We start from the raw sequence: 23,320 nt of genomic DNA, 5'->3' as shown, positions 1-23,320 counted from the left end.
CACGATAGACGATGAGCCGTCCAGGGCAGCCCGGGTGGTGCAGACTGCGCGCGTGAGCGCCGTTGTGTGGACTGCCGCTGGATCACTGCTCGCCTGGCTGTGGCTGCTGCTCTGTCAGGGCTTCTTCTGGCGCACCGATGTGCGGCTGCCGTCACGCGCGGAGCCTGAGGCGTGGCCGTCCGTGTGCGTCGTCGTCCCCGCCCGTGACGAGGCGGCCGTACTGCCCGCCGCGCTGCCGTCGCTGCTCGCGCAGGACTATCCGGGGCGGGCGGAGGTCTTCCTCGTCGACGACGGCAGTTCGGACGGCACCGGTGAGCTGGCGCAGGAGCTGGCGCGCCGGCACGGCGGGCTGCCGCTGACCGTGGATGCGCCGGGCGAGCCCCCGGCCGGCTGGACCGGCAAGCTGTGGGCGGTGCGGCACGGCATCGGGCTGGCACGCGCGCGTGAGCCCGAGTACCTCCTCCTCACGGACGCCGACATCGCGCACGCGCCGGACAGTCTGCGCGAGCTCGTGGCGGCGGCCCGCTCCGGTGGGTTCGACGTCGTCTCCCAGATGGCCCGGCTGCGGGTGGAGAGCGTCTGGGAACGGCTCGTCGTGCCGGCGTTCGTCTACTTCTTCGCGCAGCTCTACCCCTTCCGCCGGATCGCCGGGGCGGGGCGGACGGCGGCCGCGGCCGGGGGCTGTGTCCTGCTGCGGGCGGAGGCCGCCGAGCGGGCGCGGATCCCGGAGTCGATCCGGCACGCCGTGATCGACGACGTCGCGCTCGCCCGGGCCGTCAAGCAGGGCGGCGGCCGGGTCTGGCTGGGGCTCGCCGAGCGGGTGGACAGCGTGCGGCCGTATCCGCGGCTGCACGACCTGTGGCGCATGGTGTCGCGCAGTGCGTACGCCCAGCTGCGGCACCACCCGCTGCTGCTGGCCGGCACGGTCGCCGGGCTGGCGCTGGTGTATCTGGTTCCGCCGGTGGCGGTCCTGGCGGGCCTCGCGACCGGCCGCGTGCCCGCGGCGGTGTTCGGGGGTCTCGCGTGGCTGATCATGGCGGGGACGTACGTCCCGATGCTCCGCCACTACCGGCAGCCGCTGTGGCTCGCCCCGCTGTTGCCGTTCACCGCGTTCCTCTATCTCCTCATGACGGTGGATTCCGCGGTGCAGCACTACCGGGGGCGGGGTGCGGCCTGGAAGGGCCGCACCTACGCGCGCCCGGACGCCGTGCCCGACGAGGGCTGACGGCCGGCGTGGGGAGTCACTTCCGGCCGGGTGTCCAGTTCATGCCCCACCCGTAGGCGTGGTCGACGGTCCGCTGCGGGCTCACCCCGCGGTCGGGCACCAGATAGCGGGCCTCCCGCTGGACGATCAGATCGCCGCCGGTGTTGGTGATCAGGGCGAGTGCACACACGAGAGAAGGGACCGTGCACTCGTCGAGGGAGAATTCGATCGGCGCGCCGTGCTGCGGTTGGAGCGTGACCGAGGCGTGCAGGTCGGCGAACGAGCGGGCGCCCTCGTAGATGGTGACGAAGACGAGGATGCGCCGGAAGGCGTTCTTGTGGTCGAGGTTGACGGTGAGGTTCTCACCCGTCGACACGGCTCCGGTGCGGTCGTCGCCGTCGAGGTGGATGTACGGAGGCTGGTGCAGGGCCCCGAAGCTGTTGCCGAGGGCCTGGACGACGCCCTTGCTGCCGTCGTTGAGTTCGTACAGCGCGCACAGGTCGAGGTCGAGGTCGGAGTGCATCGCCGTCGGGCGCCCGAACTTGCTGCTCCATCCCGAGAACTGCTTGCGCACCTCCCAGTTGAGGTTCACGTGCAGGGCACCGGAGGTGCCGCCCTGCTTGGTGAGGGAGACGGAGGGGGACGCCTTGGTGAGCGTCACCTTGGTGAGGCGGACGGGCGCGGGCGGCGCGGCGGGCGGGGGCGGAGGTGCTGACTGAGGCATCGGCGGGGGTGTGTACGCGGCGGCCGGTGGGGCGGCGGGCGGCGCCGGGGCCGTGACCGGTGCCGGTGCGGGTGCCGGTGCCGGTGCCGTCTGCTGGGGCTCGTCCACCGTGATGCCGTAGTCCGTGGCCAGCCCTTCGAGTCCGCTGCTGTAGCCCTGGCCGACGGCGCGGAACTTCCAGGCGCCCTGGCGGCGGTAGAACTCGCCCAGCACGAAAGCGGTTTCAGTGGTGGCGCCCGGGTTGTCGAAGCGGGCCACCGGTGCGCCCTGCGCCGCGTCCCGCACCTCGATGTAGAGGTCGGGGACCTGTCCGAACGCGCCGCCGTCGGAGGAGGCGGCGAGCACCAGTGTCTCGATCCCGGGCTCCACGCGCGCGAGGTCGACGAGGAGTGTGTCGGTCACCCGGCCGCCGGCGTCGCGCTTGCCCTCGTGCCGGACGGCACCGGAGGAGTGCGCGGGCTGGTTGTAGAAGACGAAGTCCGCGTCGGAGCGGACCTTGCCGCTCACCAGGAGCAGGGCGGAGGCGTCGGCGTCGGGCACTCCGGGTCCGGTTCGCCATCCCAGTTCCACCCGCAGCGCCGCGGTGGGCACCGGAGTGTTCGACCCCTTCAGCATGTGCATGTCCGCCCCCATTGCGTGTCACCGCGCCAGGCCCGTCCCGGCGGTTCATCGGGTTCCGTGCGGACAACCTATTCGTTACGGCGACGAAGTCCCATGCGCGACCGCGCGGAAGACCGCGGCCAACCGCCGGTAACCCGCCCGGAACTCGGCCTTTACACGATCAGAGCCCCGTTCGGTGCCCCTTTTTGCCGAGTTCGCTCGCATTGGGGATCCCGGGTCACTGCGGACACGGAAAACAACCCTCTTATCGGTCTCCCCAACCAGCACATCGTGGGCTTAACTTATGTGCCATGACCTCCCCCCGCTCCACCTATGGCGGCGGCTACTACTCCGCCTCCTTCCCGGACACCCCGATCTACGACAGGCTCGTCGCCGAGCGGGGCACCCCGCAGATCGCCCCGATCCGGGTCCCCGCTCAGTACGACATGCCGGGCAGCCACCTGCCCGCGCTCCCCTCGGCGCTGCCCGCCCTCCCGGCAGCGCCCTCCCAGTCCGCCTACGGCTATCCGCAGCAGCAGCCCGCGCCGCTGCAACAGGCACCCGCGGCGTACATCCCGCAGCAGGCCACCGCTCCGCGCGGTTACCCCGGCCCGCAGCAGCCGCGTCCGGCGGCCCCCGCGGGCTACGAGGCGATGCGCCCCGCCGCTCCCCGGCCGGCCCCGGCTCCCTATCAGGACCCGTACAACAACCAGCAGTACCGCGGGTACTGAGCCGGCCTCCGGGGGCTGTCGGTGCCGACTGGCACCATGGCCCCATGGGGAACGCTCATCTGCACTCGATCCATGTTCATCCGGTCAAGGCGGTACGGGGCATCGCGCCCCGGGAGGCCGCCGTGGAGCCCTGGGGGCTGGCCGGAGACCGGCGCTGGGTGCTGATCGACGACAGGGGAAAGGTCCTCACACAACGCCTGCTGCCGCGCCTCGCCCTCGTCGCCGCCGAGCCTCGGCCCGGGGGCGCCGTCGGTCTGTCGGCGCCGGGCATGCCGCCGCTGACGGTGCCCGTCCCCCGGCCGTCCGTCACCGTGCCGGTGGAGATCTTCCGCGACAAGGTCGAGGCGGTCGAGGCCGAGGACGAGGCCGCGCACGCCTGGTTCAGCTCCTGCCTCGGCACCGCCGTGCGACTGGCGTACATGGACGACCCGGCCACGCGCCGGCCCGTCGCCCCGGAATACGGGCGACCCGGTGAGACCGTCTCCTTCGCCGACGGTTTTCCGCTGCTGCTCACCACGACTGCCTCCCTCGACGCCCTCAACTCCCTGATCGCGCAGGGCGAGTACGCCGGCGAGGGCCCGCTGCCCATGAACCGCTTCCGGCCGAACGTGGTCGTCGCGGACACCCCCGCCTGGGCCGAGGACCACTGGTCGCGGCTCACCATCGGCGACGTGCCCTTCCGCGTGGCCAAGACCTGCGGCCGTTGCGTGGTGACCACCACCGACCAGGACACCGGCGAGCGCGGCCGCGAGCCCTTGCACAGCCTCGGACGGCATCGCCGCCTCGGCGGCAAGCTGGTCTTCGGGCAGAACCTGGTGCCGCTGTCCCGCGGCACGATCCGGGTCGGGGACCCGGTCAGGATCGTCGAATAGCTCTGCGAGCGGTGCGGGAACCGTGCCGCGGGCCCGGGCGTTGGGCTTGTGTGAGAAATTCGTGAGAGGCCCCGGGGAGAGGTGATGTGGCTCTCTCTTCGACGGGTCCGCGGGTGGACGGCTCCGCCGGGGAGTATCACGGAGCGGGAAGGGGGTGCAGGCGGTGCGAGCGATCAGGGGACTCTGGCGCTGGCGGCGCAATCCGCTGTGCCGCCCGACCGACCTGGCCGAGGCCTGGGTGGCACTGGCCGCCCTGCTGCTGATCCTGCTGGCCGCCCCGTTGGTCGGCTCGCTCGTCGGGGACACGGCTCAGGACGCGCTGCAGCGCTCCGTCCGGTCACAGCACGAGGCGCGGCATCTGGTGACGGCCACGGTGATCCGCAAGCTGGACCGCTCCGCGCTGGACTCCGACCCCGAGACCTCGTCGGGCAGGGATCTGCGCACCCGCGTCCTCGCCGACTGGACCGCGCCGGACGGCACCCCGCACCAGGGCCCGGTGCTGGCGAGCCTCAAGGACCCGCGGCAGGGCGACACGTTCCGGATATGGACCGACCGGCACGGCCGGATGGTCGCCCGCCCGCTCGACTCCGCGACGGCCTCGACGCACGCGGTCCTCGCCGGCTTCGGCGCCGCCCTCGCGGCGGGCGGTCTCATAGAGGGCGGCAGACGGCTGATCGTCTGGCGCATGGTCCGCCGCCGGTACGCCCGTTGGGACCAGGCATGGGACAAGGCGGGCCCGGACTGGGGCAGGACGGGCACCGGCAGCTGACCGCCTTCCGGCTCTGGTCAACCCACCACGCGCGCGCACGCTACGGTGGTCCGGCCGAACCGTTCGGCACAACCCGCGCGCGAGCGAGCCTCAGGGACGCGCCGGTGTCGATGCCGCGTGCGCGCCCAGGCCCGGAAGGGCGGGCTCGGCCGCGGTCGCGACCCCGGGGTGGAGCGCCCCGACGGCGGACGAGCCATCAGTACGACCGAGGTGGGGGCACAGCTACACCATGGCACAGGGCACGGTCCAGGTGACGCACACCGGCACGTCGCGGTGGCGGCGCCGCACGGGTGAGTACGCATCGCTCGCCGCCGCCCTGGAGGCCGCGGCCGACGGGGACGTCCTCACCGTCGCGCCCGGCACCTACCGGGAGAACCTCGTCCTGCAGCGCGCGGTGACCCTGCGCGGTCCCGAGGGCTCCCCCGGCTCGGTGCGCATCGCGCCCGTGGACGGTGTGCCGCTGACCGTGCGCGCCTCGGCGGTGGTGCAGGACCTCCACGTGGAGGGCCAGGACGCGGCCGCCCCCGCCGTGCTGGTGGAGGAGGGCACCCCGGAGCTGCGGGACGTGCGGGTGGTGACGCGGTCGGCGGCCGGCATCGAGGTGCGCGGCAGCGCCCGGCCCACGGTGCGGCGCTGCGCGGTCGACAACCCGGCGGGCATCGGCATCGCCGTACTCGACGGCGCGGGCGGGGTGTTCGAGGAGTGCGAGGTCGTCGCGGCCGGCCAGGCGGGCGTCGCGGTGCGCGGCGGGGCCCATCCCCGCCTGGAGCGCTGCCGGGTGCACCACACCTCCGGCTCGGGCCTGTCGGCGACCGGGGAGAACTCCGCGCTGGAAGCGGTGGGCTGCGAGATCTACGAAGTCCGGGGCAGCGGTGTGCAGATCACCGGGCGCGCCACCGCGCACCTCACCGACTGCGACGTGCACCGCACGACGGCCGACGGGGTCACGCTCGACACGGACGCCGTGCTGACCCTCGCCGACTGCCGCATCCACGACATCCCGGAGAACGCGGTCGACCTGCGTTCCCGTTCCGTACTCACCCTGACACGCACCACGGTGCGGCAGTTCGGGCGCAACGGCCTGTCGGTGTGGGACCCGGGCACCCGCGTGGACGCCAACCAGTGCGAGATCTTCGACAGCACGGGCGACTACCCGGCGGTGTGGGTCAGCGACGGCGCCACCGCCGTCCTGGACTCCTGCCGGGTGCACGACGTGCCGGACGCGCTGTTCGTGCTCGACCGCGGCTCGCGCGCCGACGTCGTCGACACCGACCTGTCGCAGGTGCGCAACACGGCCGTGTCGGTGAGCGACGGCGCGACCGCGCAGCTCGACGACTGCCGGATCCGGGACGCGGCGACGGGCGCCTGGTTCCGCGACCACGGCAGCGGTGGCACGCTGAGCAACTGCACGGTGGACGGCACCCAGACCGGCGTGATCGTCACCAAGGGCGCCGACCCCACCGTGGAGCGCTGCACCATCGACTCCCCAGCGGAGGCCGGTGTCTACGTCTCGGCGGGCGGCCGGGGCAGCTTCCTGAACTGCCGGGTCACGGGCAGCGGAGGCTACGGCTTCCATGTGATCGACGGCAGTCGTACGACGCTGCGGAAGTGCCGCACGGAGCGGTGCGCGCGCGGGGGCTACGAGTTCGCGGACAGCGGCGCGGACGCGGCATCCGGAGCGAGCCCGCTCGTGGAGGACTGCACGAGCGACGAGAGCGCGGGACTGCGCGCGCCCGCCGCGCCGGAGACGGCCGTGCAGACGGTGAGCCACTCCGCCGGTCTGCTGGGCGGGGTCCCCGGTCCCCGCGCCGAGCCCGAGCCCCCGGCTCCGGCCGCCGAGCCCGAGCAGCCGGCCCGCTCCTCCAAGGACGTCCTCGGTGAACTCGACGCGCTGGTGGGCCTGGAGAGCGTCAAGCGCGAGGTGCGCGCCCTCACCGACATGATCGAGGTCGGCCGGCGCAGGCAGCAGGCCGGCCTGAAGGCGGCCTCGGTCAAGCGGCACCTGGTCTTCACCGGCTCCCCCGGCACCGGCAAGACCACGGTCGCGCGGCTCTACGGCGAGATCCTCGCCTCCCTCGGTGTGCTGGAGAAGGGCCACCTGGTGGAGGTGTCCCGGGTCGACCTGGTCGGCGAGCACATCGGCTCGACGGCGATCCGCACCCAGGAGGCCTTCGAGAAGGCGCGCGGCGGTGTGCTGTTCATCGACGAGGCGTACGCGCTGTCCCCGGAGGACGCGGGCCGCGACTTCGGCAAGGAGGCCATCGACACGCTGGTGAAGCTGATGGAGGACCACCGGGACGCGGTCGTGGTGATCGTCGCGGGCTACACGGCCGAGATGGAGCGCTTCCTGTCCGTCAACCCGGGTGTGGCGTCCCGCTTCTCGCGGACCATCACCTTCAGCGACTACGGCCCCGACGACCTGCTGCGGATCGTGGAGCAGCAGGCCGAGGAGCACGAGTACCGGCTGGCGCAGGGTGCGGCGGAGGGCCTGCGGAAGTACTTCACGGTGCTCCCCAAGGGCCCGGCGTTCGGCAACGGCCGTACCGCGCGGCAGACCTTCGAGGCAATGGTCGAGCGGCACGCGAGCCGGGTCGCCCAGCTGCCGGAGCCGAGCACGGACGACCTGACGCTGCTCTACGCCGAGGACCTCCCCGAGGTGCTCTGAGGAGGCGTACCCCTACGCATCGCCCGCCTACGCGGCGCTACGCGGCGCCCGCCTATGCGGCGGGCGGCTCGGGCTCGTGCCGTGGCGACGGCACGTCCGGCGCCTCCGCTCCCTCCGAGGCCTCTCCTTCGGGGGCATCCGGAGCCGTCGGCCGGAGCCGGGCCAGCAGCTTGCGGCGTTCCTCGGCGAAGGCCGGGTCGGCCTGGTAGTCGGAGTGTCCGAGGATCGGGGCGGGCAGCGGCAGCAGCGCGGTGCGGCCGTAGGCGAGGGGGTCCATCAGGGGGGCGTGGTCGACCTGCGCGCCGGGCAGGCGCATCGGGCCGCCGATGGGGTCGGTGAGCCGGTAGAGGTTGCGCCAGCAGTCGACGTCCCGGTGCAGGGAACCGAGCGCGGCCGGCCCGAAGTGCGCCGGGAACCAGCGGCCGTAGAGGCGCTCCAGTGGGGAACCGTAGGTCAACAGCGCGACCCGTTTGCGGGCGGACGGGGCGAGTTGCCAGGCCGCGGCGGCGGCGAGCACGCTGCCCTGCGAGTGCCCGGAGATGACCAGTCGTCCGCCGGTGGCGCGGGTCCAGGTCGCCATCCGCCAGGTCAGGTCGGGCACCGCGCGCTCGGCGTAGCAGGGCGGGGCGAAGGGGTGGGAGGCGCGTGGCCAGAAGGTGCCGACGTCCCACAGGATGCCGATGGTGCGGCGGGCGGCGGGGTCCTTGTAGGCGCGCCGGCCCCAGGTGACGAAGAGTATGAAGCCGAGGCCGATCAGCCAGGAGCCGAGGGCCTGTGCGGTCTCGGCGGCGCCGTGGACGACGGGGTAGGTGCCCTGCGCGGCCTCGCCCGGGGTCTCGTCGGTGGCGAGGGCGCCCACGAGGGCTCCGGCGCCGAGCAGCAGGGTGACGCCGGAGGTGACGGCGACGATGCGGGGTCCCCGGTCGGTGAGGGAGGCCATCGCGCGGGTGTAGGCGATACGCCGGGTGCGGGCGCGGTCCTGGGCCTCGTCCGGGTAGTCGAGTGCCACCGCGGCGCGCTCGGCGCGGGCGAGCTGCCAGGCGCGGTGGGCCAGCCAGCCGAACAGCCCCAGCAGCACGACGAGCAGCGGCGGTATCACGGACGCCTGCCAGGTCAGCAGCACCGGCGGGCCGTCGATCGACGCCCCGGTGCCGTCGAGCCAGTCGGACACACGCTGGGACACACCACCGGACATCACGCCGCCCAGGGCGCAGGCCAGCATCGCCACGGCGGGCCCGCCCAGGCCCCGCAGCACCGCCCGCCGGTCGGGGTCGGTGCGGTGCAGGACGTATGCCACGACGCCGAGGACGATCACCAGCAGGCCCTGCACCAGGGCGATCCCACCGAAGGTCGTGTCACCCGGCAGCCGGCCCCGCGACGTCCACCCCGGGCGCTCCCACCCGGCGTACAGCACGGCGAGGAGGAGCAGGGCGAGTGCGGCGAGCGGCAGGCGCCGTACGAAGCGTTCGTCGAGCGTGCGGTCCAGGCGCTTCTCGCTGCGGCCGCGGCGGCACACCACCCACACCACGGCTACGGCGCAGACGGCGAGGGCCGTTTCGAGCATCAGTCCCAGAGCGTCGAGTACGGCCGGGCCGCCGGGGCGTCGGTCGTAGCGGGCGGCGGCGCTGCCGACCGCGGCGGCGACCGTGATCAGGCCGGCGGCGGTGTGCGCGGCACGCAGCCGGGCCACCAGCCGGCGCCCGTACCAGAAGCCGGGCCGGCCGAGCGCGGTCGGGCCGCCCTCCCCCTCGGGCTCGGGGACACGCTCGATGGGCTGCTGGGACTCGTAGTCGCTCCAGGTGCGCCGGGACAGGTACCAGAGCAGGACGGTCAGGGCGGTGGGCACGACGGCGGCGAGGGCGAGTCTGCGGCCGGGGGCGCTCCACCAGCCGCCGTCCGAGACGGTGGGTGAGAGGAAGCCCAGCCAGGAGTGGCGGTCCGCGCACGCCGCGGTGCCCGCGCACTGCCAGGCCGCCAGGTCGAGCGCGACCTCGCAGGCCGCGGCGACGAGCAGCACCGTCAGCGTGAGCCCGGCGAGCCGTACCAGGAGCCCGTACAGGCGCACGGTGCGGCGGCGGCCGTGGGCGGTGGGGCGCATCCAGTGGGCGAGGTTGACGACCATGAACGGCAGGAGCAGCAGCCACAGGGCGCGGGTGCCGTTGCCGGAGGTGAGGTTGCACCAGACGTAGGCCTCGGGCACCGGTCCGTCGCGGCGGCGGTCGTCCGGGCTGTGCTCGGCGTCGACGTCGTCGGCGCGCCGGAAGACGGCCGCGGTGTGGTCGCCGGTGATCCGCACCGTCCGCGGGTCGTTCAGCATCTCCTGCGGCGTGGTGCCGCCCACGCCGTGGACCAGGAGTTCCAGGGCGGTCCCGGGCTCGCCGGGCCGGGCCGCGGGACCGTCCGGTCCGCTGGTCGAGGCCTGTTCCTGCGCACGTTCCACTGATTCGCACTTCCCCCGTGACACGTCGTCTGCTCCGTCCGTGCGGGCACAAGGATCTCCACTTCGGCGGCGCCCCACACCTCCTGTCACGGAATCTCCCCGATCCGTGATGAAGCGGGAGCGGAAAAGGGCCGGCGGTGGCATGTGCGCGACGAGTGAGCGCGGTGACGCTCTCCGGTCCGCGCCATGCGAGGATGGGACGTCCTCGCACCGGAGCCAGTAAGAATGTCCTAGTCGGAGCCGGTGCGGGGGGTGTCGGACGGCATTGAGGCGAAAGGACCGGAGCGTACGTGAGCGAGAATCAGAACCTCCTCGCGGAGCAGCGGCGATCCCTGATCCTCGACGAGGTCCGGCGCCGGGGCGGTGTCCGGGTCAACGAACTGACCCGCAAGCTCGGCGTGTCGGACATGACCGTCCGCCGCGACCTCGACGCGCTCGCCCGCCAGGGCGTGCTGGAGAAGGTGCACGGCGGCGCGGTCCCGGTGGTCGAGGCGAGTACGCACGAACCCGGCTTCGAGGCCAAGTCCGGCCTGGAGCTGACCGCCAAGGAGGACATCGCACGCGCTGCGGCCAAGCTGGTCGCGCCCGGTGCGGCGATCGCCCTGTCGGGCGGTACGACGACCTTCGCGCTGGCGCACCAGCTGCTGGACGTCCCGGACCTCACGGTGGTCACCAACTCGGTGCGGGTCGCCGACGTGTTCCACGCGGCGCAGCGCACCTCGGGCCCGCGGCAGGGCGCGGCCACGGTCGTGCTGACGGGCGGGGTGCGCACGCCCTCCGACTCGCTCGTGGGGCCGGTGGCCGACCAGGCGATCGCGGCGCTCCACTTCGACCTGCTGTTCCTCGGGGTGCACGGCATATCGGTCGAGGCCGGCCTGTCGACGCCGAACCTCGCGGAGGCCGAGACGAACCGGCGGCTCGTGCAGTCGGCCCGTCGCGTGGTCGTGGTAGCCGACCACACCAAGTGGGGCAAGGTGGGCCTGAGTTCGTTCGCCTCGCTGGAGCGGATCGACACGCTCGTGACGGACGCCGGCCTGCCGGACGAGGCGCGCGGGGTGGTCACGGAGCATCTGCGGCGGCTGGTGGTCGCCGGCGAGCCCGAGGACGACACGGACATCTGACGGGGCGCCGGCCAGGATGACGCTCCCGGCATCACCCGCGCCCGTCCAGGAGAGCTGCGCCCATGGCTCGTCGACTGCGGCCGCTGGAACGCCGGTTGGCGGCCTGAGGATGCGGCTTCGGCCGGCCCGGTTCCGGCAAGGCCGGTGCCTCAGTCCGGCCAGACGCCCGTCTCCAGAAGCGAGTCGATCGCGGCCGTGTACGGCCTCGTGTCGATCCCCTGTGTGGCCAGCCAGGCGTCCGAGTAGTACTTGTCGAGATACCGGTCCCCCGGGTCGCACAGGAGGGTCACGACACTGCCGTGCCGGCCCTCGGACACCATCTCGGCGACGATCTTCAGCGCGCTCCACAGCCCGGTGCCGGTCGAGCCGCCGGCCTTGCGGCCGATGGCGCGCTCCAGGGCCCGTACGGCGGCGACGCTTGCCGCGTCGGGCACCTTCATCATCCGGTCGATCGCGCCGGGCACGAAGCTCGGTTCCATGCGGGGCCGGCCGATGCCCTCGATGCGCGAGCCGCAGTCGCAGGTGACGTCCGGATCGCCGGTGGTCCAGCCCTCGAAGAAGCACGAGTTCTCGGGGTCGGCCACGCAGACGCGGGTGTCGTACTGCATGTAGTGGACGTAGCGCGCGAGGGTCGCGGAGGTGCCGCCGGTGCCCGCCGTGGCGACGATCCACGCCGGCTCGGGGAACCGCTCCAGGCGCAGCTGGCGGAAGATGGACTCGGCGATGTTGTTGTTTCCGCGCCAGTCCGTGGCCCGTTCGGCGTAGGTGAACTGGTCCATGTAGTGGCCGCCGGTCTCGGCCGCGAGGCGGGCGGACTCCTCGTACATCGTGCGCGGGTCGTCCACGAAGTGGCAGCGGCCGGAGTGGAATTCGATCAGGCGGATCTTCTCGGTGCTCGTCGTGCGCGGCATGACGGCGATGAACGGCACGCCGATCAGCTTCGCGAAGTACGCCTCGGAGACGGCCGTCGAGCCGCTGGACGCCTCGATGACGGGCCGGTCCGGCCGGATCCAGCCGTTGCAGAGGCCGTAGAGGAAGAGGGAACGGGCGAGGCGGTGCTTGAGGCTGCCAGTGGGGTGGGTGGACTCGTCCTTCAGATAGAGGTCGATGCCCCACCGCTCCGGCAGGGGGAACTGCAGCAGGTGGGTGTCGGCCGAGCGGTTGGCGTCCGCCTGGACTCTGCGGACGGCTTCTTTGAGCCAGGCCCGGTAGCCGGTGTCGCTGTGGTCGACGTCGAGGGTCACGCCGGTCCGGGTCTGCTGGGGAGTGCTCACGGGGGGCTCCTAACGCTGCGCGCCGCCGACGCGTCGCGCGGCCGACCCCTCCGATCATAGACACCCGGCGCACGCTCCTCACCTGCATAAACGCATCTTTGAGCCCCCCAAAGCGCCCCCAGGGGCAGGACCCGGGGCAAGGGGGCGCGCACTCCTGGGGGCGCATGGGCGAGTGTGCTGCGGGCGCCCCCAGGCGGGGGGCTCGCGGGCACTGGTGCTCGGCGCCGGGCGGGGGCAGACTGCACGGCGGGACCAAGGCCCCGGACAGGGTGAGCGCAGGGCACGACCGCCTCCCGGAGCAGGCTTCCGGGCATCGGCACCACACCCCCCGGGGCGTGGGACGGAGGGGCACACCTCCGGCACCGCAGGCCGGGGCGTGGGACCGAGGGGCACACCGCACGGCCGGGCCGGGCGGGACGCCCCGCCCGGAGGGGACCATGCGTCCGGACGGGGCACACTGGATCAGGACACGAGCCCGTACCGGGCACCGCGCAGGGGGCCGGTACGCCGACGCGCAGGAGGGGGCGGGTGGCATGGGAGAGCCGGAGTTCAGGGCCACGGGCGTGCGGATCGGGAAGCGGCTGCGGTCGCTCACCCGGGCCGGCCAGGTCCGCATCAGTGACGGCCGGCTCGAGCTGCTGACCAGCTACGGCAGTGAGATCGACAGCGCGCCGGTGCAGGCCGTGCGCGCCTCCAAGCCCTGGTTCGGCCCCGATGACCGGGCCACGGCGGATCTCAACGGCAAGCGGTACCTGCTCACCCTGGGCGACCACGACCCCGCCCCGGGAGAGCCCGGCCCGCCGGCCGCGCGGCGTTTCATCGAAGCCGTGCGCCGGGCAGCGGGGCGTGACGGCTGAGATGTCCGCGAGTTGCGGTACCTCATCCCCTGCGTCACTCTGGTCTCACGTCACTCTGGGTTTACCGGCGATAACGCTGCGAACCAGCCCGCCGGCCACGACAGCAGGCGGCAGTGTCACGCAGGCGCCCTGCTGGATCCGAATCCCGTGTTCTTCCGGACCTCACGTCGGGGAGTCGCAGCCGTGATCAGCTACCCAAGCAGGCACTGCACGGTGGAGCTCCAAGCCCTGCCGTCGCGGATCGGCCAGGTCCGCAGAATCGTATCTGCGCAGTTGCGCTACTGGCATCTCGACCCCCTGATCGACCGGGCCTCGCTCGGCGTGACGGAGCTGTTGTCCAACGTCCACCGGCATGCCCAGCCGGACAAGACGTGCACCGTGGAGATAGAGCTGCTGCTCGACCGGCTCACGGTCTCGGTGCGCGACGGGGATCCGCGGATGCCCGTGATCGACGAGGCCGAGCCGCTGGCGACCTGCGGGCGTGGGCTCGCGATGGTGGCCGCCATGAGTGAGAGCTGGGGCGTCCGGCCGGACGGCGAGTCCGGCAAGGTCGTGTGGTTCACCCTGCCGACGTCCGCCCCCGTGGTGACGTCGCCGTCGCTCCGCTCCCGGCGCACGATCCAGGAGAAACCGGCGCGCCGGTTCGCCGAGGTCGGCGCTTCGACCGACGGGCTCCGGCCCGACCATGCTCCCGCCCGGTCCGCCGTTGCCGGTTGACCGGGCGGTGACCACCGTCCCCTCGGGGGCACCCGGGGGCGCACGCCGTCGGGTGTGCGCTCGCGGTCCGCGGTCGGGGACTCCCTGCGGTCGACCAGGCGGCCGTCGGCGAGGAAGACGACCTCATCGGCGAGGGCGGCGGCGACGGGACCGAGGGTGACCATGCAGCGCCTCGATCCACGCCGGGTCGCCCCGCTCGCCAGGTCCGGGGCAGAGTGGGTGATGTACCGCGTCGATGACCCGGGCGGCGGGCATCGTGGCGGTCGTCGTGGTCATGCCGCGCCTCCCCTGCGGCCGAACTCCTCGTTCAGCACGGACAGCCGGCGCCAGTACTCGTCCTCGTCGATCTCGCCGGAGGCGAAGCGGCGGCCGAGTACGGCGAGGGGTGAGTCGCTCTCGACGGTGGGCCGCTGCCAGGGGCCGCCGCGGCGTCCGCGCCACACCGTGCGGCGCAGCAGCACGATGCCGCCGCCGATCAGCAGCGCCCAGATCACCGGGAAGAGCAGGATCCACGGGCCGGGCCCGCCGCCGTCGCCGAAGTTCGCCAGGGTCCGCATGTCGTCCAACTCCTCGATCGCTTCGTGTTCCGTGTCGCTTTCCAGAGTCGTCCGGCGAGGGGCTCCGGTCGTCGTACTGGCAGCGACACCGTGCGTACCGCGTGGGGAGTAGACGGGCGGGACCCTTCTGCTCCTCGCACCCTCGACTTCTGTAACTACTAGTATGTACAGTGCCGGGTATGAGCACCCCGGAACGGCTGATCGAGTCCACCCGCGAGCTGCTGTGGGAGCGCGGCTACACGGGCACCAGCCCCAAGGCGATCCTGGAGCGCGCGGACGCCGGGCAGGGCAGCATGTACCACCACTTCAAGGGCAAGCCCGATCTCGCCCTGGCCGCGATCCGGCGGACCGCCGAGGAGATGCGCGCCACCGCCGCCGACGTACTCGACGGCCCGGGCACGCCCTACGAGCGCATCGAGGCATATCTGCGGCGCGAGCGCGACGTGCTGCGGGGCTGCCCGGTCGGCCGGCTGACGATGGACCCGGACGTGATCGCGAGCCCCGAGCTGCGCGCACCCGTCGAGGAGACGCTCGACTGGCTGCGCGGGCGGATCGCCGCGATCGTCGAAGAGGGAAAGGCGCAGGGCCGGTTCGCGCCCGGCCTCGACGCCGGGGAGATCGCGGCAACGGTCGTCGCGACCGTCCAGGGCGGCTACGTCCTCGCCCGCGCCTCCGGCTCCCCCGCCGTGTTCGACGCGGGTGTCCGGGGGCTGCTCTCCCTGCTGGCACCCCGGGCCTCCTGAGGAGACCTCCATGCACGCCCTGCAGTACGAGATCACCCTGCCCGCCGACTACGACATGGGCGTCATCCGCGACCGCGTCGCCCGCCGGGGGCATCTGCTCGACGACTGGGACGGACTCGGCCTCAAGGCCTATCTGGTCCGCGAGCGGGGCCTGCGCGGCTCGCCGGTCAACCAGTACGCCCCCTTCTACCTGTGGAACACCGTCGAGGGCATGAACTCCTTCCTGTGGGGCGGCGGGTTCCAGGGAGTCGGTGACGACTTCGGGCGGCCCTCGGCGCGGCAGTGGACGGGCCTCGCATACGAGGAAGGGGACGGTTCGCACGCGCGGTTGGCGGTACGGCGCCGCCAACCCGTGCCGGAGGGCGGGCTGTTGGCCGAGGTCGTGGAGGACGCGGTGGGCGAGGCCCGGCGGCTGGCGGCGCAGAGCGGGGCCCTGTGTGCCGCCGCGGCCGTCGACACGAGCCGCTGGGAACTGGTGCACTTCTCCCTCTGGGAGCAGGACCCGCCCAAGGCCGACGGCGAGGTGTTCGAGGTGCTGCGTCTGTCCGCGCCGGGCCGGGACCGGCTGCCCCGGGGACGCCAGTGGTGAGCGCGGTCCGTACGGTCCTGGGGGACGTGCCGCCCGCGGACCTGGGCGTGTGCGACGCCCACGACCATCTGTTCCTCGGCAGTCCCCGGCTGCCCGGTCAGGAGCTGCGCAGCCTGGCGGCGGCGCGGGCGGAGCTGGTCGCGTTCCGCGAGCAGGGCGGTGGGACCGTCGTGCAGTGGACGCCGTACGGGCTCGGGCGGCGGGCTGCCGATCTGCCGCCGCTGTCCCGCGAGACGGGCGTGCACGTGGTGGCCGCGACCGGTCTGCACCAGGCCGTGCACTACGACGAGGACACGCTCGCCGGGCTGCGGAGCCGGCTCGCCGAGGTCTTCGTCTCCGAACTCACCGTGGGCATCGGGACGTCGGGGGTGCGGGCGGGTCTGGTCAAGGTCGCGGGCGGCTTCCACGCGCTGGACGCGCACGCCCGCTGGACCATGACGGCAGCGGCCGAGGCGCATCACGCGACGGGCGCGACGATCACCGTGCACCTGGAGATGGGCACCGGCGCGCTGGACGTACTGGACCTGCTGTGCGGGGAGTCGGGGGTGCCGCCGCACCGCGTGGTGCTCGGGCATCTCAACCGCTCCCCCGATCTCGTGGTGCACCGGCAGGCGGCCGAGTCCGGCTGCTATCTGGCCTTCGACGGGCCCTCCCTCGCCCACCACGCCACGGACTGGCGGATGCCGGAGGCCGTCCGGGCGCTCGCCGAGGCCGGGTTCGGCGACCGGGTGCTGCTGGGTGCGGACACCACCACGGCCGCCGCCCGCTCGGTGGACGGCGGCCCCGGGATGCCCTACCTGCTGCGCCGGGTGCGGCCCCGGCTCGTGCACGCCGTGGGTGAGGAGCTGGTCGAGCGCATCCTCACGGAGAACCCGGGCCGGGCGTTCGGGACCGAGTGGCGCTGACCGGTCAGGCCGACGGGCTCAGCCGCCGGCCTGGTCACTGTCCTTCAGCGCGCCCCAGCCGTGCCAGCGGTCGACCTCGATCCAGGCGCTGACCCGGCGGCGGTCGCGGTCCGGGTAGGGCTTGCCGGTGTAGCGCCGGGCGAGGAGGTCGATGTCGGCCAGGTCCTCGTCGTCGTACATCTCGGCGACGCGGCCGATGAGGGTGACGTGGGTGTACCAGTTGTCGGCGGCGAGGACGGTGAGGGTGACGCGCGGGTCGCGGCGCATGTGCTTCAGCCGTACCCGGCCTTCGTCGAGGTTGATCAGGACACGGCCGTCCTTCCACGCGTACCAGGTGGCGGCGGAGACGGGTGCGCCGTCCGAGCGAAGGGTGGCCATGACGCACGGGTTGGGCCCGCTCAGCAGTTCGTCGGCCTCGGGCGGCAGCGGCGGCTTGGACATGGGGAACCTCCTAGGAGTCGGTCTTGTCGTCGAAGCTGGCGAAGTAGGCCGCGACCATATCCTCGTCGGCGTGGCCCCGCGCGGCGGCACGCTCCATGCGGGCGGCGGCCGCTTCGGCGACGTCCAGGCGTACCCCGTGCGCGGTGCCGGCCTCGACGATCAGCCGGGCGTCCTTGGCGGCGGTGCTCACGGCGAACTGGGGCGGCGTGAGCCTGTTCTCGAGAACGAGCTCGGACTTGGCGCGCAGATAGCCCATGTCGAGCGGGCCACCGGCGATGAGGTCGAGGAAGCCGCGGGGGTCGACACCGAGGGCCTCGGACAGGGCGAGGGCCTCGCCTGCGGCGGCCGTGACGGCGAGGACCCAGCTGTTGGCGACGAGCTTCAGCCGGGTGGCACCGCCCTGGGCCCCGTCCTCGCCGCACCACACGGTCCGGGCGCCGACGGCGTCGAAGACCGGCGTCGCCTTCTCGCGGCCTTCGGTGGGGCCGGCCGCGAGCACGGTCAGCTTCCCCGCCTCGGCGGGCTGGCGGGTGCCGAGGACGGGGGCGTCGTAGAAGACCAGGCCGTGTTCGCGGGCGAAGGCGGCCAGCTCGGCCACGTCCTCGAGGCCCGCGGTGGTCGACTGCACCCAGGCGGTGCCGGGGCGCAGGGCGGGGGCGGCCTCGCGCATCGTGTCCAGTGCGGCGGGACCGTCGTAGAGGATGGTCAGGACGACATCGGCGTCCTGGAGGGCCTGCGCGGGGGTGTCGGCGATCCGCACGCCGTCGGCTGCCAGCGGCTCGGCCTTGGCGTGGGTGCGGTTCCAGGCGTGGACGGTGTGTCCGGCCCGGGCGAGGTTGCGGGCCATCGCGGCGCCCATGATGCCGGTGCCCAGGACGCTCACGGTGAGCTTGTCGGTCATTGCGTCAACTTCCTCGGTGGTGCGGGTGCGGACGGACTGCCTGCGACCCAGCCTGCCCGCTCGGCGGCGCGCCTTCCCGGAAGCGGCGCGGCCAAGCCTGATACCGGTGGGATCAGTCTCGCCGGAGCACGGCCGGTGCCCGCTCACCCCCGCGCGGTCAGCGCTCCCAGCGGATCGTCCAGGACCGGCTGCCAGGCCAGTTCGGCCGCGCCTACCAGGCTGTTGTGGTCGAGGGTGCAGGGCAGGATGGGGACGCCGCCGCTCTGGCCCCACAGGCTGCGGTCGGCCACGACCGCGCGGAGGCGGCCGGGGTCGGCGTCGAGGAGGGTGCGGTGCAGGCCGCCGAGGATGATGCGGTCCGGATTGAGGATGTTGACCAGGCCGGCCAGGCCCAGACCGAGGCGGTCGACGATGACCTCGGCGGCGGTGCGCACGCCCGGGTCGTCGTAGTGGTGGCGGATCAGGTCGATGGACTGCTGGAGCAGGGACACCTCGGGGCCCGGTTCGCGTCCGGCCTCCGTGAGGAAGGCCAGCGGGTCGGTCTCCACGTCGAGGCAGCCGCGGCTGCCGCAGTGGCAGGGGCGGCCCTCGGGATGCACGGTGAGGTGCCCGACCTCCAGCGCGAGGCCCGAACTGCCCCGGTGCAGGCGGCCGTCGAGGACGAGCGCGCCACCGACGCCGCGGTGGCCGGTGGCCACGCACAGCAGGTCACGGGAACCGCGGCCGGCGCCGTGCCGGTGCTCGGCGAGCGCGGCGAGGTTGACGTCGTTCGCGGCGAACGCGGGTCCGTCGAGGCCGGCCGCGCGCACCTGCTCGGCGAAGATGTCCCGCACGGGCGCACCCGCGGGCCAGGCCAGGTGGAGGGGGTTCAGGGCCAGCCCCTCGGGCTCGGCGACGGCGGAGGGCACGGCGAGGCCCGCGCCCACGCACCGCCGTCCGGTCCGGCGCAGCAGCTCGGCGCCGGCCTCGACGACGGAGGCGAGGACCTTGGCCGGGTCGGCGTCGACGACCTCGCAGCCGGGCGCGGTGGCGACGATCCGCCCGCCCAGTCCGACCAGCGCCGCCCGGAAGCCGTCAGCGTGCACCTGCGCGGCGAGCGCGACGGGCCCGTCGTCGGCGACGGCCAGCTTGTGGGAGGGCCTGCCCTGCGAGCCGGCCGCAGCGCCGGGCCTGGCGTCGACCCGGATCAGCCCGAGTGCCTCCAGCTCGGCGGCGACCGCACCGGCCGTCGCCCGTGTCACCCCGAGCTCGGCGGTGAGCACGGCCCGGGTGGGAGCGCGTCCGGTGTGCACGAGTTCCAGTGCGGGTCCGAGTGCTCCGCGCCCCCGGTCCAGCCGCGCTCTCCCAGTGCTCCCGTTCCCCGCCTGCCGGGGGTCCGCCTTCCCGCTCATGAGGGCGAGTCTCCCATGATCCGCAGGGACGGTGACCGAGCCTGCCGGCCGGGCGGCGGGGACGAGCGGCGATGCGGGTGGCCGGGCATCACAGGCCGCTGACCCGGAGGGTGACGTTCAGCCGGCCCGTCAGGCCCAGACCGGGCGGTGCCGTACCGGGGTGGACGCGTGGGACGCCGTGGTAGGCCAGGCGGGACGGGCCGCCGAAGACGAACAGGTCGCCGCTGCGCAGCTCGACGTCGGTGTAGGGCCGGGTGCGCGCCTCGGTGTTGCCGAAGCGGAAGACACAGGTGTCGCCGAGGCTCAGCGACACCACCGGCGCTTCGGACTTCTCGTCGCTGTCGCGGTGCATGCCCATGCGGGCGTCGGCGTCGTAGAAGTTGATCAGTGCGATGTCGTAGTCCGGCGCCGGCCCGCCCAGGGTGTCGTGCACCGCCCGGCGGCCCAGTTCGCCGAGCCACCTCGGGAACGGCTTCACCGGGGCGCCGTCCCCGTCGGCGACCGTGCGGGCGTAGGCGTACGGATACCAGTGCCAGCCGAGGCAGACCTGCCGGGCGGTCATCGTGCCGCCGCCGGGTGTGCGGACCGTGCGGAGCCCGGCGGGCGGGCGGGCCCAGTCGCGGCAGGCGTGCAGCAGCGCCCGCTGTTCTTCGGCGTCCAGCCAGTCGGGCAGGTGCACGGCGCCGGGCGCGACCTGCGTGCGGTCCCTGGGGAACAGCTCGGCGTCCATGCCTTCCATGGTGCCCGACACGCCCTGAACTGGGGCTCGGCTAGCCTGGTCGCACGATGGACGACCGTATGACGACGCCGTGGGGCGAGCCGGCGCTGACCCGTTTCCCCGAGGACCCGCGCGACAGGCTGCGCGCCTGGGACGCCTCGGACGAGTACCTGCTGAGGCACCTGGCCGAGGAGCGGGTGGCGCTGGACGGCACGGTCGTGGTCCTCGGGGACCGCTGGGGCGCGCTGGTCACGGCGCTCGCCGCGCACCGGCCCGTGCAGATCACCGACTCCCACCTCGCGCAGGAGGCGACCCGGGCCAACCTCGCCCGGGCCGGCGTCGAGCCGGGTGCGGTGCGGCTGCTCACCACGCAGGATCCGCCGCCGGAGCGGATCGACGTGCTGCTGGTGCGGGTGCCGAAGAGCCTGGCGCTGCTGGAGGACCAGTTGCTGCGCCTGGCTCCGGCCGTGCACGCGGGGACGGTCGTCGTCGGCACGGGCATGGTGAAGGAGATCCACACCTCGACGCTGGCGTTGTTCGAGCGGATCCTCGGCCCGACCCGCACCTCGCTCGCCGAGAGGAAGGCCCGGCTGATCTTCTGCACACCGGAGCCCGCCCTGGAGCGGCCCGGCAATCCGTGGCCGTACGTCTACACGCTGCCGGACGGGATCGGCGCCGCCGCGGGAGGCACCGTCGTCAATCACGCGGGGGTCTTCTGCGCCGACCGGCTCGACATCGGGACGCGGTTCTTCCTCCGGCATCTGCCCGGGGGGCGGGGCCGGCGGGTGGTGGACCTGGGGTGCGGCAACGGCGTCGTGGGTACCTCGGTGGCGCTGGCCGACCCGGACGCCGAGGTGCTGTTCGTGGACGAGTCCTTCCAGGCCGTGGCCTCGGCGGAGGCGACGTACAAGGCGAACGGCGTATCGGGGCATGCCGAGTTCCGGGTCGGCGACGGACTGGCGGGCGTGCCCTCCGGCAGTGTCGACCTGGTTCTGAACAACCCGCCGTTCCACTCCCACCAGGCGACGACGGACGCCACGGCCTGGCGGATGTTCACCGGGGCGCGGCGCGCGCTGCGGCCGGGCGGGGAGCTGTGGGTGATCGGCAACCGGCACCTGGGCTACCACGTGAAGCTGCGGAAGCTGTTCGGCAACAGCCGGCTCGTCGCGAGCGACCCGAAGTTCGTGGTGCTGAAGGCCGTCAAGCGGTAGCGGCGCCGAGGGTCTGGAGGCCGTCAAGCGGTAGCGGCGCCGAGGGTCTGGAGGATCCTCGCCACCGCCCGTGTCATCGCCTGCCGCCCGAGGGTCAGGTAACCGCGCGGGTCGACCGCCTCGGGCCGCTCGGCGAGGAACTCCCGGATCGCACCGGTCAGCGCGATGTTCAAGGCCGTTCCGACGTTGACCTTGGTGATGCCGCCCGCGACCGCCGCCGTGAGTTCGTCGTCCGGGACGCCGGAGGAGCCGTGCAGGACGAGCGGGACGTCCAGTGCGGCCGACAGGCGCTTGAGCAGGGCGTGGTCGAGGGCCGCCGTGCGGGTGGTCATGGCGTGGGAGCTGCCGATGGCGACGGCCAGGGCGTCCACGCCCGAGTCGGCGACGAAGACGCGTGCCTCGTCGGGGTCGGTGCGGGCGCCGGGTGCGTGCGCGTCCAGCGGGGGTCTGCCGTTCTTGCCGCCGATCTGGCCCAGCTCGGCCTCGATCCAGAGCCCTTGGGCGTGCGCCCGCTCGACCGCCGCCCGGGTCGCGGCGAGGTTCTCCGCGTAGGGCAGCCGGGCCGCGTCGTACATCACGGAGCTGAAGCCGGCGTCCGCCGCCTGGTGCAGCAGGGTGTCGCTCCGCACGTGGTCGAGGTGCAACGCGACCGGGACGGCGGCGTGTTCGGCGGCGGCTACGGCCGCGCGGGCGAGCGGGAGCAGGTGTCCGCCGCGGAACTTGACCGCATTCTCGCTGACCTGGAGCACGACGGGGGCGCGCACCGACTCGGCACCCGCGATGACGGCCTCGACGTGTTCCAGGGTGATGACGTTGAAGGAGGCGACGGCCGAGCGGGCGGCCGCCGCGGCGGTGACGAGGTCGCCGGTGGTGGTGAGGGGCACGGGGTCTCCAGGGTCAGGGTTCGAGGATCACCGAGCGCGTCAGGTGGCGTGGGGTGTCGGGGTCCAGCCCCCGGGAGGCGGCGACGGCGATCGCCAGCCGGTGGACGCGGACGAGTTCGGCGAGCGGGTCCAGTGCCCCGGCGATCCACAACGCGCCGGTGTCGCGCACCTGTTGGGCGAGTCCGTCCGGTGCGTCGCCCAGCATCCAGGTGGCCGTGCCCTCGGTGCTGATGCTGATGGGGCCGTGCCGGTACTCCATCGCGGGGTAGGCCTCCGCCCAGGCCAGGGCGGCCTCGCGCATCTTCAGCCCGGCCTCGTTGGCCAGTCCGACGCTCCAGCCGCGCCCCAGGAAGGTGAACTGACCGCACTGCACAGCCCCTTCGGGCAGCGGCTCCGCGAGGGCGGTGCGCGCGTCGGTGACGGCGGTGTCGGGGTGGAGGCCGAAGTGGGCGCGGAGCAGGGTGAGGGCCGTGGTCGCGAACCGGGTCTGGACGACGGAGCGTTCGTCCGCGAAGTCCAGGACGGCGAGGGCGTCGGCGGCCGTCCTGACGGGCGTGTCCGGGTCGGCGGTGATCGCGGTGGTCGGGGTGCCGCCCTTCAAGCGGCCCAGCAGGTCCAGGACTTCGGTCGTGGTGCCGGAGCGGGTGAGGGCGACGACCCGGTCGTAGCGGCGGCCGTGGGGGAACTCCGAGGCGGCGAACGCGTCGGTCTCGCCCTGCCCCGCGCCCTCGCGCAGGGCGGCGGCGGCCTGCGCCATGAAGTACGAGGTGCCGCAGCCGACGATCGCGACCCGCTCCCCCGGCGCCGGCAGTACCTTCGCCCATCGGGGCGCCTGCGACGCGGCACGCGCCCAGCACTCGGGCTGGCTGGTCAGCTCGTCCTCGACATGCGTCATACCGCACCCTCCGCTCTGCTTGTTCCTGCAAGGTATCGCCAGCTTTCGAGCATCATCAAGCATTCGGGCGGAATCGGGTGCGCTAGGGTCGCCGGAGATCGATACGTGGAG

General features: G+C 73.5%; 22 protein-coding genes and 1 pseudogene. 12 read left to right on the top strand and 11 right to left on the bottom strand.

Translation table 11 applies throughout. The annotated features are described in order from the left end of the window. Window positions 1-34: 34 nt before the first annotated feature. The gene (locus IGS69_RS31525) at window positions 35-1,225 is read left to right on the top strand and encodes a glycosyltransferase (protein WP_190903860.1); all 1,191 of its coding nucleotides are present in this window, start codon (window positions 35-37) and stop codon (window positions 1,223-1,225) included. Window positions 1,226-1,241: 16 nt separating this feature from the next. Here IGS69_RS31525 and IGS69_RS31520 read toward each other — a convergent pair whose 3' ends face one another. Next, complete coding sequence (locus IGS69_RS31520; protein ID WP_190904722.1) at window positions 1,242-2,543, bottom strand: TerD family protein; 1,302 nt, start codon at window positions 2,541-2,543, stop codon at window positions 1,242-1,244. A gap of 296 nt (window positions 2,544-2,839) precedes the next feature. Between IGS69_RS31520 and IGS69_RS31515 the strand changes: the two genes are divergently transcribed. From IGS69_RS31515 to IGS69_RS31500, 4 genes are all read left to right on the top strand, one after another. Continuing rightward, a complete protein-coding gene (locus tag IGS69_RS31515) occupies window positions 2,840-3,259 on the top strand; it encodes a DUF6643 family protein (RefSeq protein ID WP_190903859.1) in 420 nt (139 codons plus the stop codon). A gap of 44 nt (window positions 3,260-3,303) precedes the next feature. Then, window positions 3,304-4,131, top strand: coding sequence for an MOSC domain-containing protein (locus IGS69_RS31510; protein ID WP_190903858.1), 828 nt, complete (start codon window positions 3,304-3,306; stop codon window positions 4,129-4,131). A 163-nt stretch (window positions 4,132-4,294) separates the two neighbouring features. After that, the gene (locus IGS69_RS31505) at window positions 4,295-4,900 is read left to right on the top strand and encodes an Rv1733c family protein (protein ID WP_190903857.1); all 606 of its coding nucleotides are present in this window, start codon (window positions 4,295-4,297) and stop codon (window positions 4,898-4,900) included. A gap of 229 nt (window positions 4,901-5,129) precedes the next feature. After that, window positions 5,130-7,565 carry a right-handed parallel beta-helix repeat-containing protein gene (locus tag IGS69_RS31500; RefSeq protein WP_190903856.1) on the top strand — a complete coding sequence of 812 codons (2,436 nt, stop codon included), beginning with the start codon at window positions 5,130-5,132 and terminating at the stop codon, window positions 7,563-7,565. 52 nt (window positions 7,566-7,617) lie between these two features. Here the strand turns inward: IGS69_RS31500 and IGS69_RS31495 are convergent, their stop codons facing one another. Then, entirely contained in the window at window positions 7,618-10,005 is a 2,388-nt protein-coding gene (locus tag IGS69_RS31495) for a hypothetical protein (RefSeq protein WP_190903855.1), read from the bottom strand. A gap of 290 nt (window positions 10,006-10,295) precedes the next feature. On the opposite strand from IGS69_RS31495, the gene IGS69_RS31490 reads away from it, so the two are divergent. After that, window positions 10,296-11,126 (top strand): DeoR/GlpR family DNA-binding transcription regulator, encoded by an 831-nt coding sequence (locus IGS69_RS31490; protein ID WP_190903854.1) that lies wholly within the window; start codon window positions 10,296-10,298, stop codon window positions 11,124-11,126. Between the two features lie 149 nt (window positions 11,127-11,275). Here IGS69_RS31490 and cds1 read toward each other — a convergent pair whose 3' ends face one another. After that, window positions 11,276-12,400, bottom strand: a complete 1,125-nt coding sequence (gene cds1, locus IGS69_RS31485; RefSeq protein WP_190903853.1) for an L-cysteine desulfhydrase Cds1 — start codon at window positions 12,398-12,400, stop codon at window positions 11,276-11,278. A gap of 533 nt (window positions 12,401-12,933) precedes the next feature. Here cds1 and IGS69_RS31480 point away from each other — a divergent pair. Together IGS69_RS31480 and IGS69_RS31475 are read left to right on the top strand one after the other, a co-directional pair. Beyond that, complete coding sequence (locus IGS69_RS31480) at window positions 12,934-13,257, top strand: hypothetical protein (protein WP_190903852.1); 324 nt, start codon at window positions 12,934-12,936, stop codon at window positions 13,255-13,257. A gap of 183 nt (window positions 13,258-13,440) precedes the next feature. Beyond that, window positions 13,441-13,974 (top strand): ATP-binding protein, encoded by a 534-nt coding sequence (locus tag IGS69_RS31475; RefSeq protein ID WP_190903851.1) that lies wholly within the window; start codon window positions 13,441-13,443, stop codon window positions 13,972-13,974. Window positions 13,975-14,036: 62 nt separating this feature from the next. On the opposite strand, the pseudogene IGS69_RS34860 reads toward IGS69_RS31475, so the two are convergent. Then, window positions 14,037-14,144, bottom strand: a pseudogene (locus tag IGS69_RS34860) (ABC transporter ATP-binding protein); the annotation flags it as partial. A 102-nt stretch (window positions 14,145-14,246) separates the two neighbouring features. Next, window positions 14,247-14,531 (bottom strand): SHOCT domain-containing protein, encoded by a 285-nt coding sequence (locus IGS69_RS31470; RefSeq protein WP_190903850.1) that lies wholly within the window; start codon window positions 14,529-14,531, stop codon window positions 14,247-14,249. Window positions 14,532-14,710: 179 nt separating this feature from the next. On the opposite strand from IGS69_RS31470, the gene IGS69_RS31465 reads away from it, so the two are divergent. From IGS69_RS31465 to IGS69_RS31455, 3 genes are read left to right on the top strand one after another with little or no spacing between them, the layout of a single operon-like run. Then, on the top strand, window positions 14,711-15,274 hold the full coding sequence (locus IGS69_RS31465) for a TetR/AcrR family transcriptional regulator (protein ID WP_190903849.1): 564 nt from the start codon (window positions 14,711-14,713) through the stop codon (window positions 15,272-15,274). A gap of 10 nt (window positions 15,275-15,284) precedes the next feature. Next, the gene (locus IGS69_RS31460; protein WP_190903848.1) at window positions 15,285-15,863 is read left to right on the top strand and encodes a DUF4865 family protein; all 579 of its coding nucleotides are present in this window, start codon (window positions 15,285-15,287) and stop codon (window positions 15,861-15,863) included. Beyond that, window positions 15,860-16,768: a phosphotriesterase family protein gene (locus IGS69_RS31455; protein WP_190903847.1), complete on the top strand. Its 909-nt coding sequence runs from the start codon at window positions 15,860-15,862 to the stop codon at window positions 16,766-16,768. The genes IGS69_RS31460 and IGS69_RS31455 overlap by 4 nt, the downstream gene beginning before the upstream one ends. Before the next feature lie 18 nt (window positions 16,769-16,786). Here the strand turns inward: IGS69_RS31455 and IGS69_RS31450 are convergent, their stop codons facing one another. From IGS69_RS31450 to IGS69_RS31435, 4 genes are all read right to left on the bottom strand, one after another. Continuing rightward, window positions 16,787-17,209: a PPOX class F420-dependent oxidoreductase gene (locus tag IGS69_RS31450; protein ID WP_190903846.1), complete on the bottom strand. Its 423-nt coding sequence runs from the start codon at window positions 17,207-17,209 to the stop codon at window positions 16,787-16,789. A gap of 10 nt (window positions 17,210-17,219) precedes the next feature. After that, a complete protein-coding gene (locus IGS69_RS31445) occupies window positions 17,220-18,110 on the bottom strand; it encodes an NAD(P)-dependent oxidoreductase (protein ID WP_190903845.1) in 891 nt (296 codons plus the stop codon). 143 nt (window positions 18,111-18,253) lie between these two features. Further along, window positions 18,254-19,501 carry an ROK family protein gene (locus IGS69_RS31440; protein ID WP_190903844.1) on the bottom strand — a complete coding sequence of 416 codons (1,248 nt, stop codon included), beginning with the start codon at window positions 19,499-19,501 and terminating at the stop codon, window positions 18,254-18,256. Window positions 19,502-19,589: 88 nt separating this feature from the next. Continuing rightward, window positions 19,590-20,231, bottom strand: coding sequence for an alpha-ketoglutarate-dependent dioxygenase AlkB family protein (locus tag IGS69_RS31435; RefSeq protein WP_190903843.1), 642 nt, complete (start codon window positions 20,229-20,231; stop codon window positions 19,590-19,592). 68 nt (window positions 20,232-20,299) lie between these two features. Here IGS69_RS31435 and IGS69_RS31430 point away from each other — a divergent pair, with 68 nt between their 5' ends. Further along, window positions 20,300-21,430: a methyltransferase gene (locus IGS69_RS31430; RefSeq protein WP_190904721.1), complete on the top strand. Its 1,131-nt coding sequence runs from the start codon at window positions 20,300-20,302 to the stop codon at window positions 21,428-21,430. A 23-nt stretch (window positions 21,431-21,453) separates the two neighbouring features. Here IGS69_RS31430 and IGS69_RS31425 read toward each other — a convergent pair whose 3' ends face one another. Further along, window positions 21,454-22,314: a class II fructose-bisphosphate aldolase gene (locus IGS69_RS31425; RefSeq protein ID WP_190903842.1), complete on the bottom strand. Its 861-nt coding sequence runs from the start codon at window positions 22,312-22,314 to the stop codon at window positions 21,454-21,456. A gap of 13 nt (window positions 22,315-22,327) precedes the next feature. Beyond that, window positions 22,328-23,209: an SIS domain-containing protein gene (locus tag IGS69_RS31420; RefSeq protein ID WP_190903841.1), complete on the bottom strand. Its 882-nt coding sequence runs from the start codon at window positions 23,207-23,209 to the stop codon at window positions 22,328-22,330. Window positions 23,210-23,320 lie beyond the last annotated feature (111 nt).

The sequence above is a fragment of the Streptomyces tuirus genome (genome assembly GCF_014701095.1).
GTDB lineage: Bacteria > Actinomycetota > Actinomycetes > Streptomycetales > Streptomycetaceae > Streptomyces > Streptomyces tuirus.
This window is presented reverse-complemented; position numbering and strand designations above follow the sequence as displayed.

Coding starts and splice junctions, on each gene's coding strand:
- IGS69_RS31520 (WP_190904722.1), bottom strand. CDS start 2,543: ATGCTGAAGGGGTCGAACACTCCGGTGCCCACCGCGGCGCTGCGGGTG.
- IGS69_RS31515 (WP_190903859.1), top strand. CDS start 2,840: ATGACCTCCCCCCGCTCCACCTATGGCGGCGGCTACTACTCCGCCTCC.
- IGS69_RS31510 (WP_190903858.1), top strand. CDS start 3,304: ATGGGGAACGCTCATCTGCACTCGATCCATGTTCATCCGGTCAAGGCG.
- IGS69_RS31500 (WP_190903856.1), top strand. CDS start 5,130: ATGGCACAGGGCACGGTCCAGGTGACGCACACCGGCACGTCGCGGTGG.
- IGS69_RS31480 (WP_190903852.1), top strand. CDS start 12,934: ATGGGAGAGCCGGAGTTCAGGGCCACGGGCGTGCGGATCGGGAAGCGG.
- IGS69_RS31470 (WP_190903850.1), bottom strand. CDS start 14,531: ATGCGGACCCTGGCGAACTTCGGCGACGGCGGCGGGCCCGGCCCGTGG.
- IGS69_RS31465 (WP_190903849.1), top strand. CDS start 14,711: ATGAGCACCCCGGAACGGCTGATCGAGTCCACCCGCGAGCTGCTGTGG.
- IGS69_RS31460 (WP_190903848.1), top strand. CDS start 15,285: ATGCACGCCCTGCAGTACGAGATCACCCTGCCCGCCGACTACGACATG.
- IGS69_RS31450 (WP_190903846.1), bottom strand. CDS start 17,209: ATGTCCAAGCCGCCGCTGCCGCCCGAGGCCGACGAACTGCTGAGCGGG.
- IGS69_RS31445 (WP_190903845.1), bottom strand. CDS start 18,110: ATGACCGACAAGCTCACCGTGAGCGTCCTGGGCACCGGCATCATGGGC.
- IGS69_RS31440 (WP_190903844.1), bottom strand. CDS start 19,501: ATGAGCGGGAAGGCGGACCCCCGGCAGGCGGGGAACGGGAGCACTGGG.
- IGS69_RS31435 (WP_190903843.1), bottom strand. CDS start 20,231: ATGGACGCCGAGCTGTTCCCCAGGGACCGCACGCAGGTCGCGCCCGGC.
- IGS69_RS31430 (WP_190904721.1), top strand. CDS start 20,300: ATGACGACGCCGTGGGGCGAGCCGGCGCTGACCCGTTTCCCCGAGGAC.
- IGS69_RS31420 (WP_190903841.1), bottom strand. CDS start 23,209: ATGACGCATGTCGAGGACGAGCTGACCAGCCAGCCCGAGTGCTGGGCG.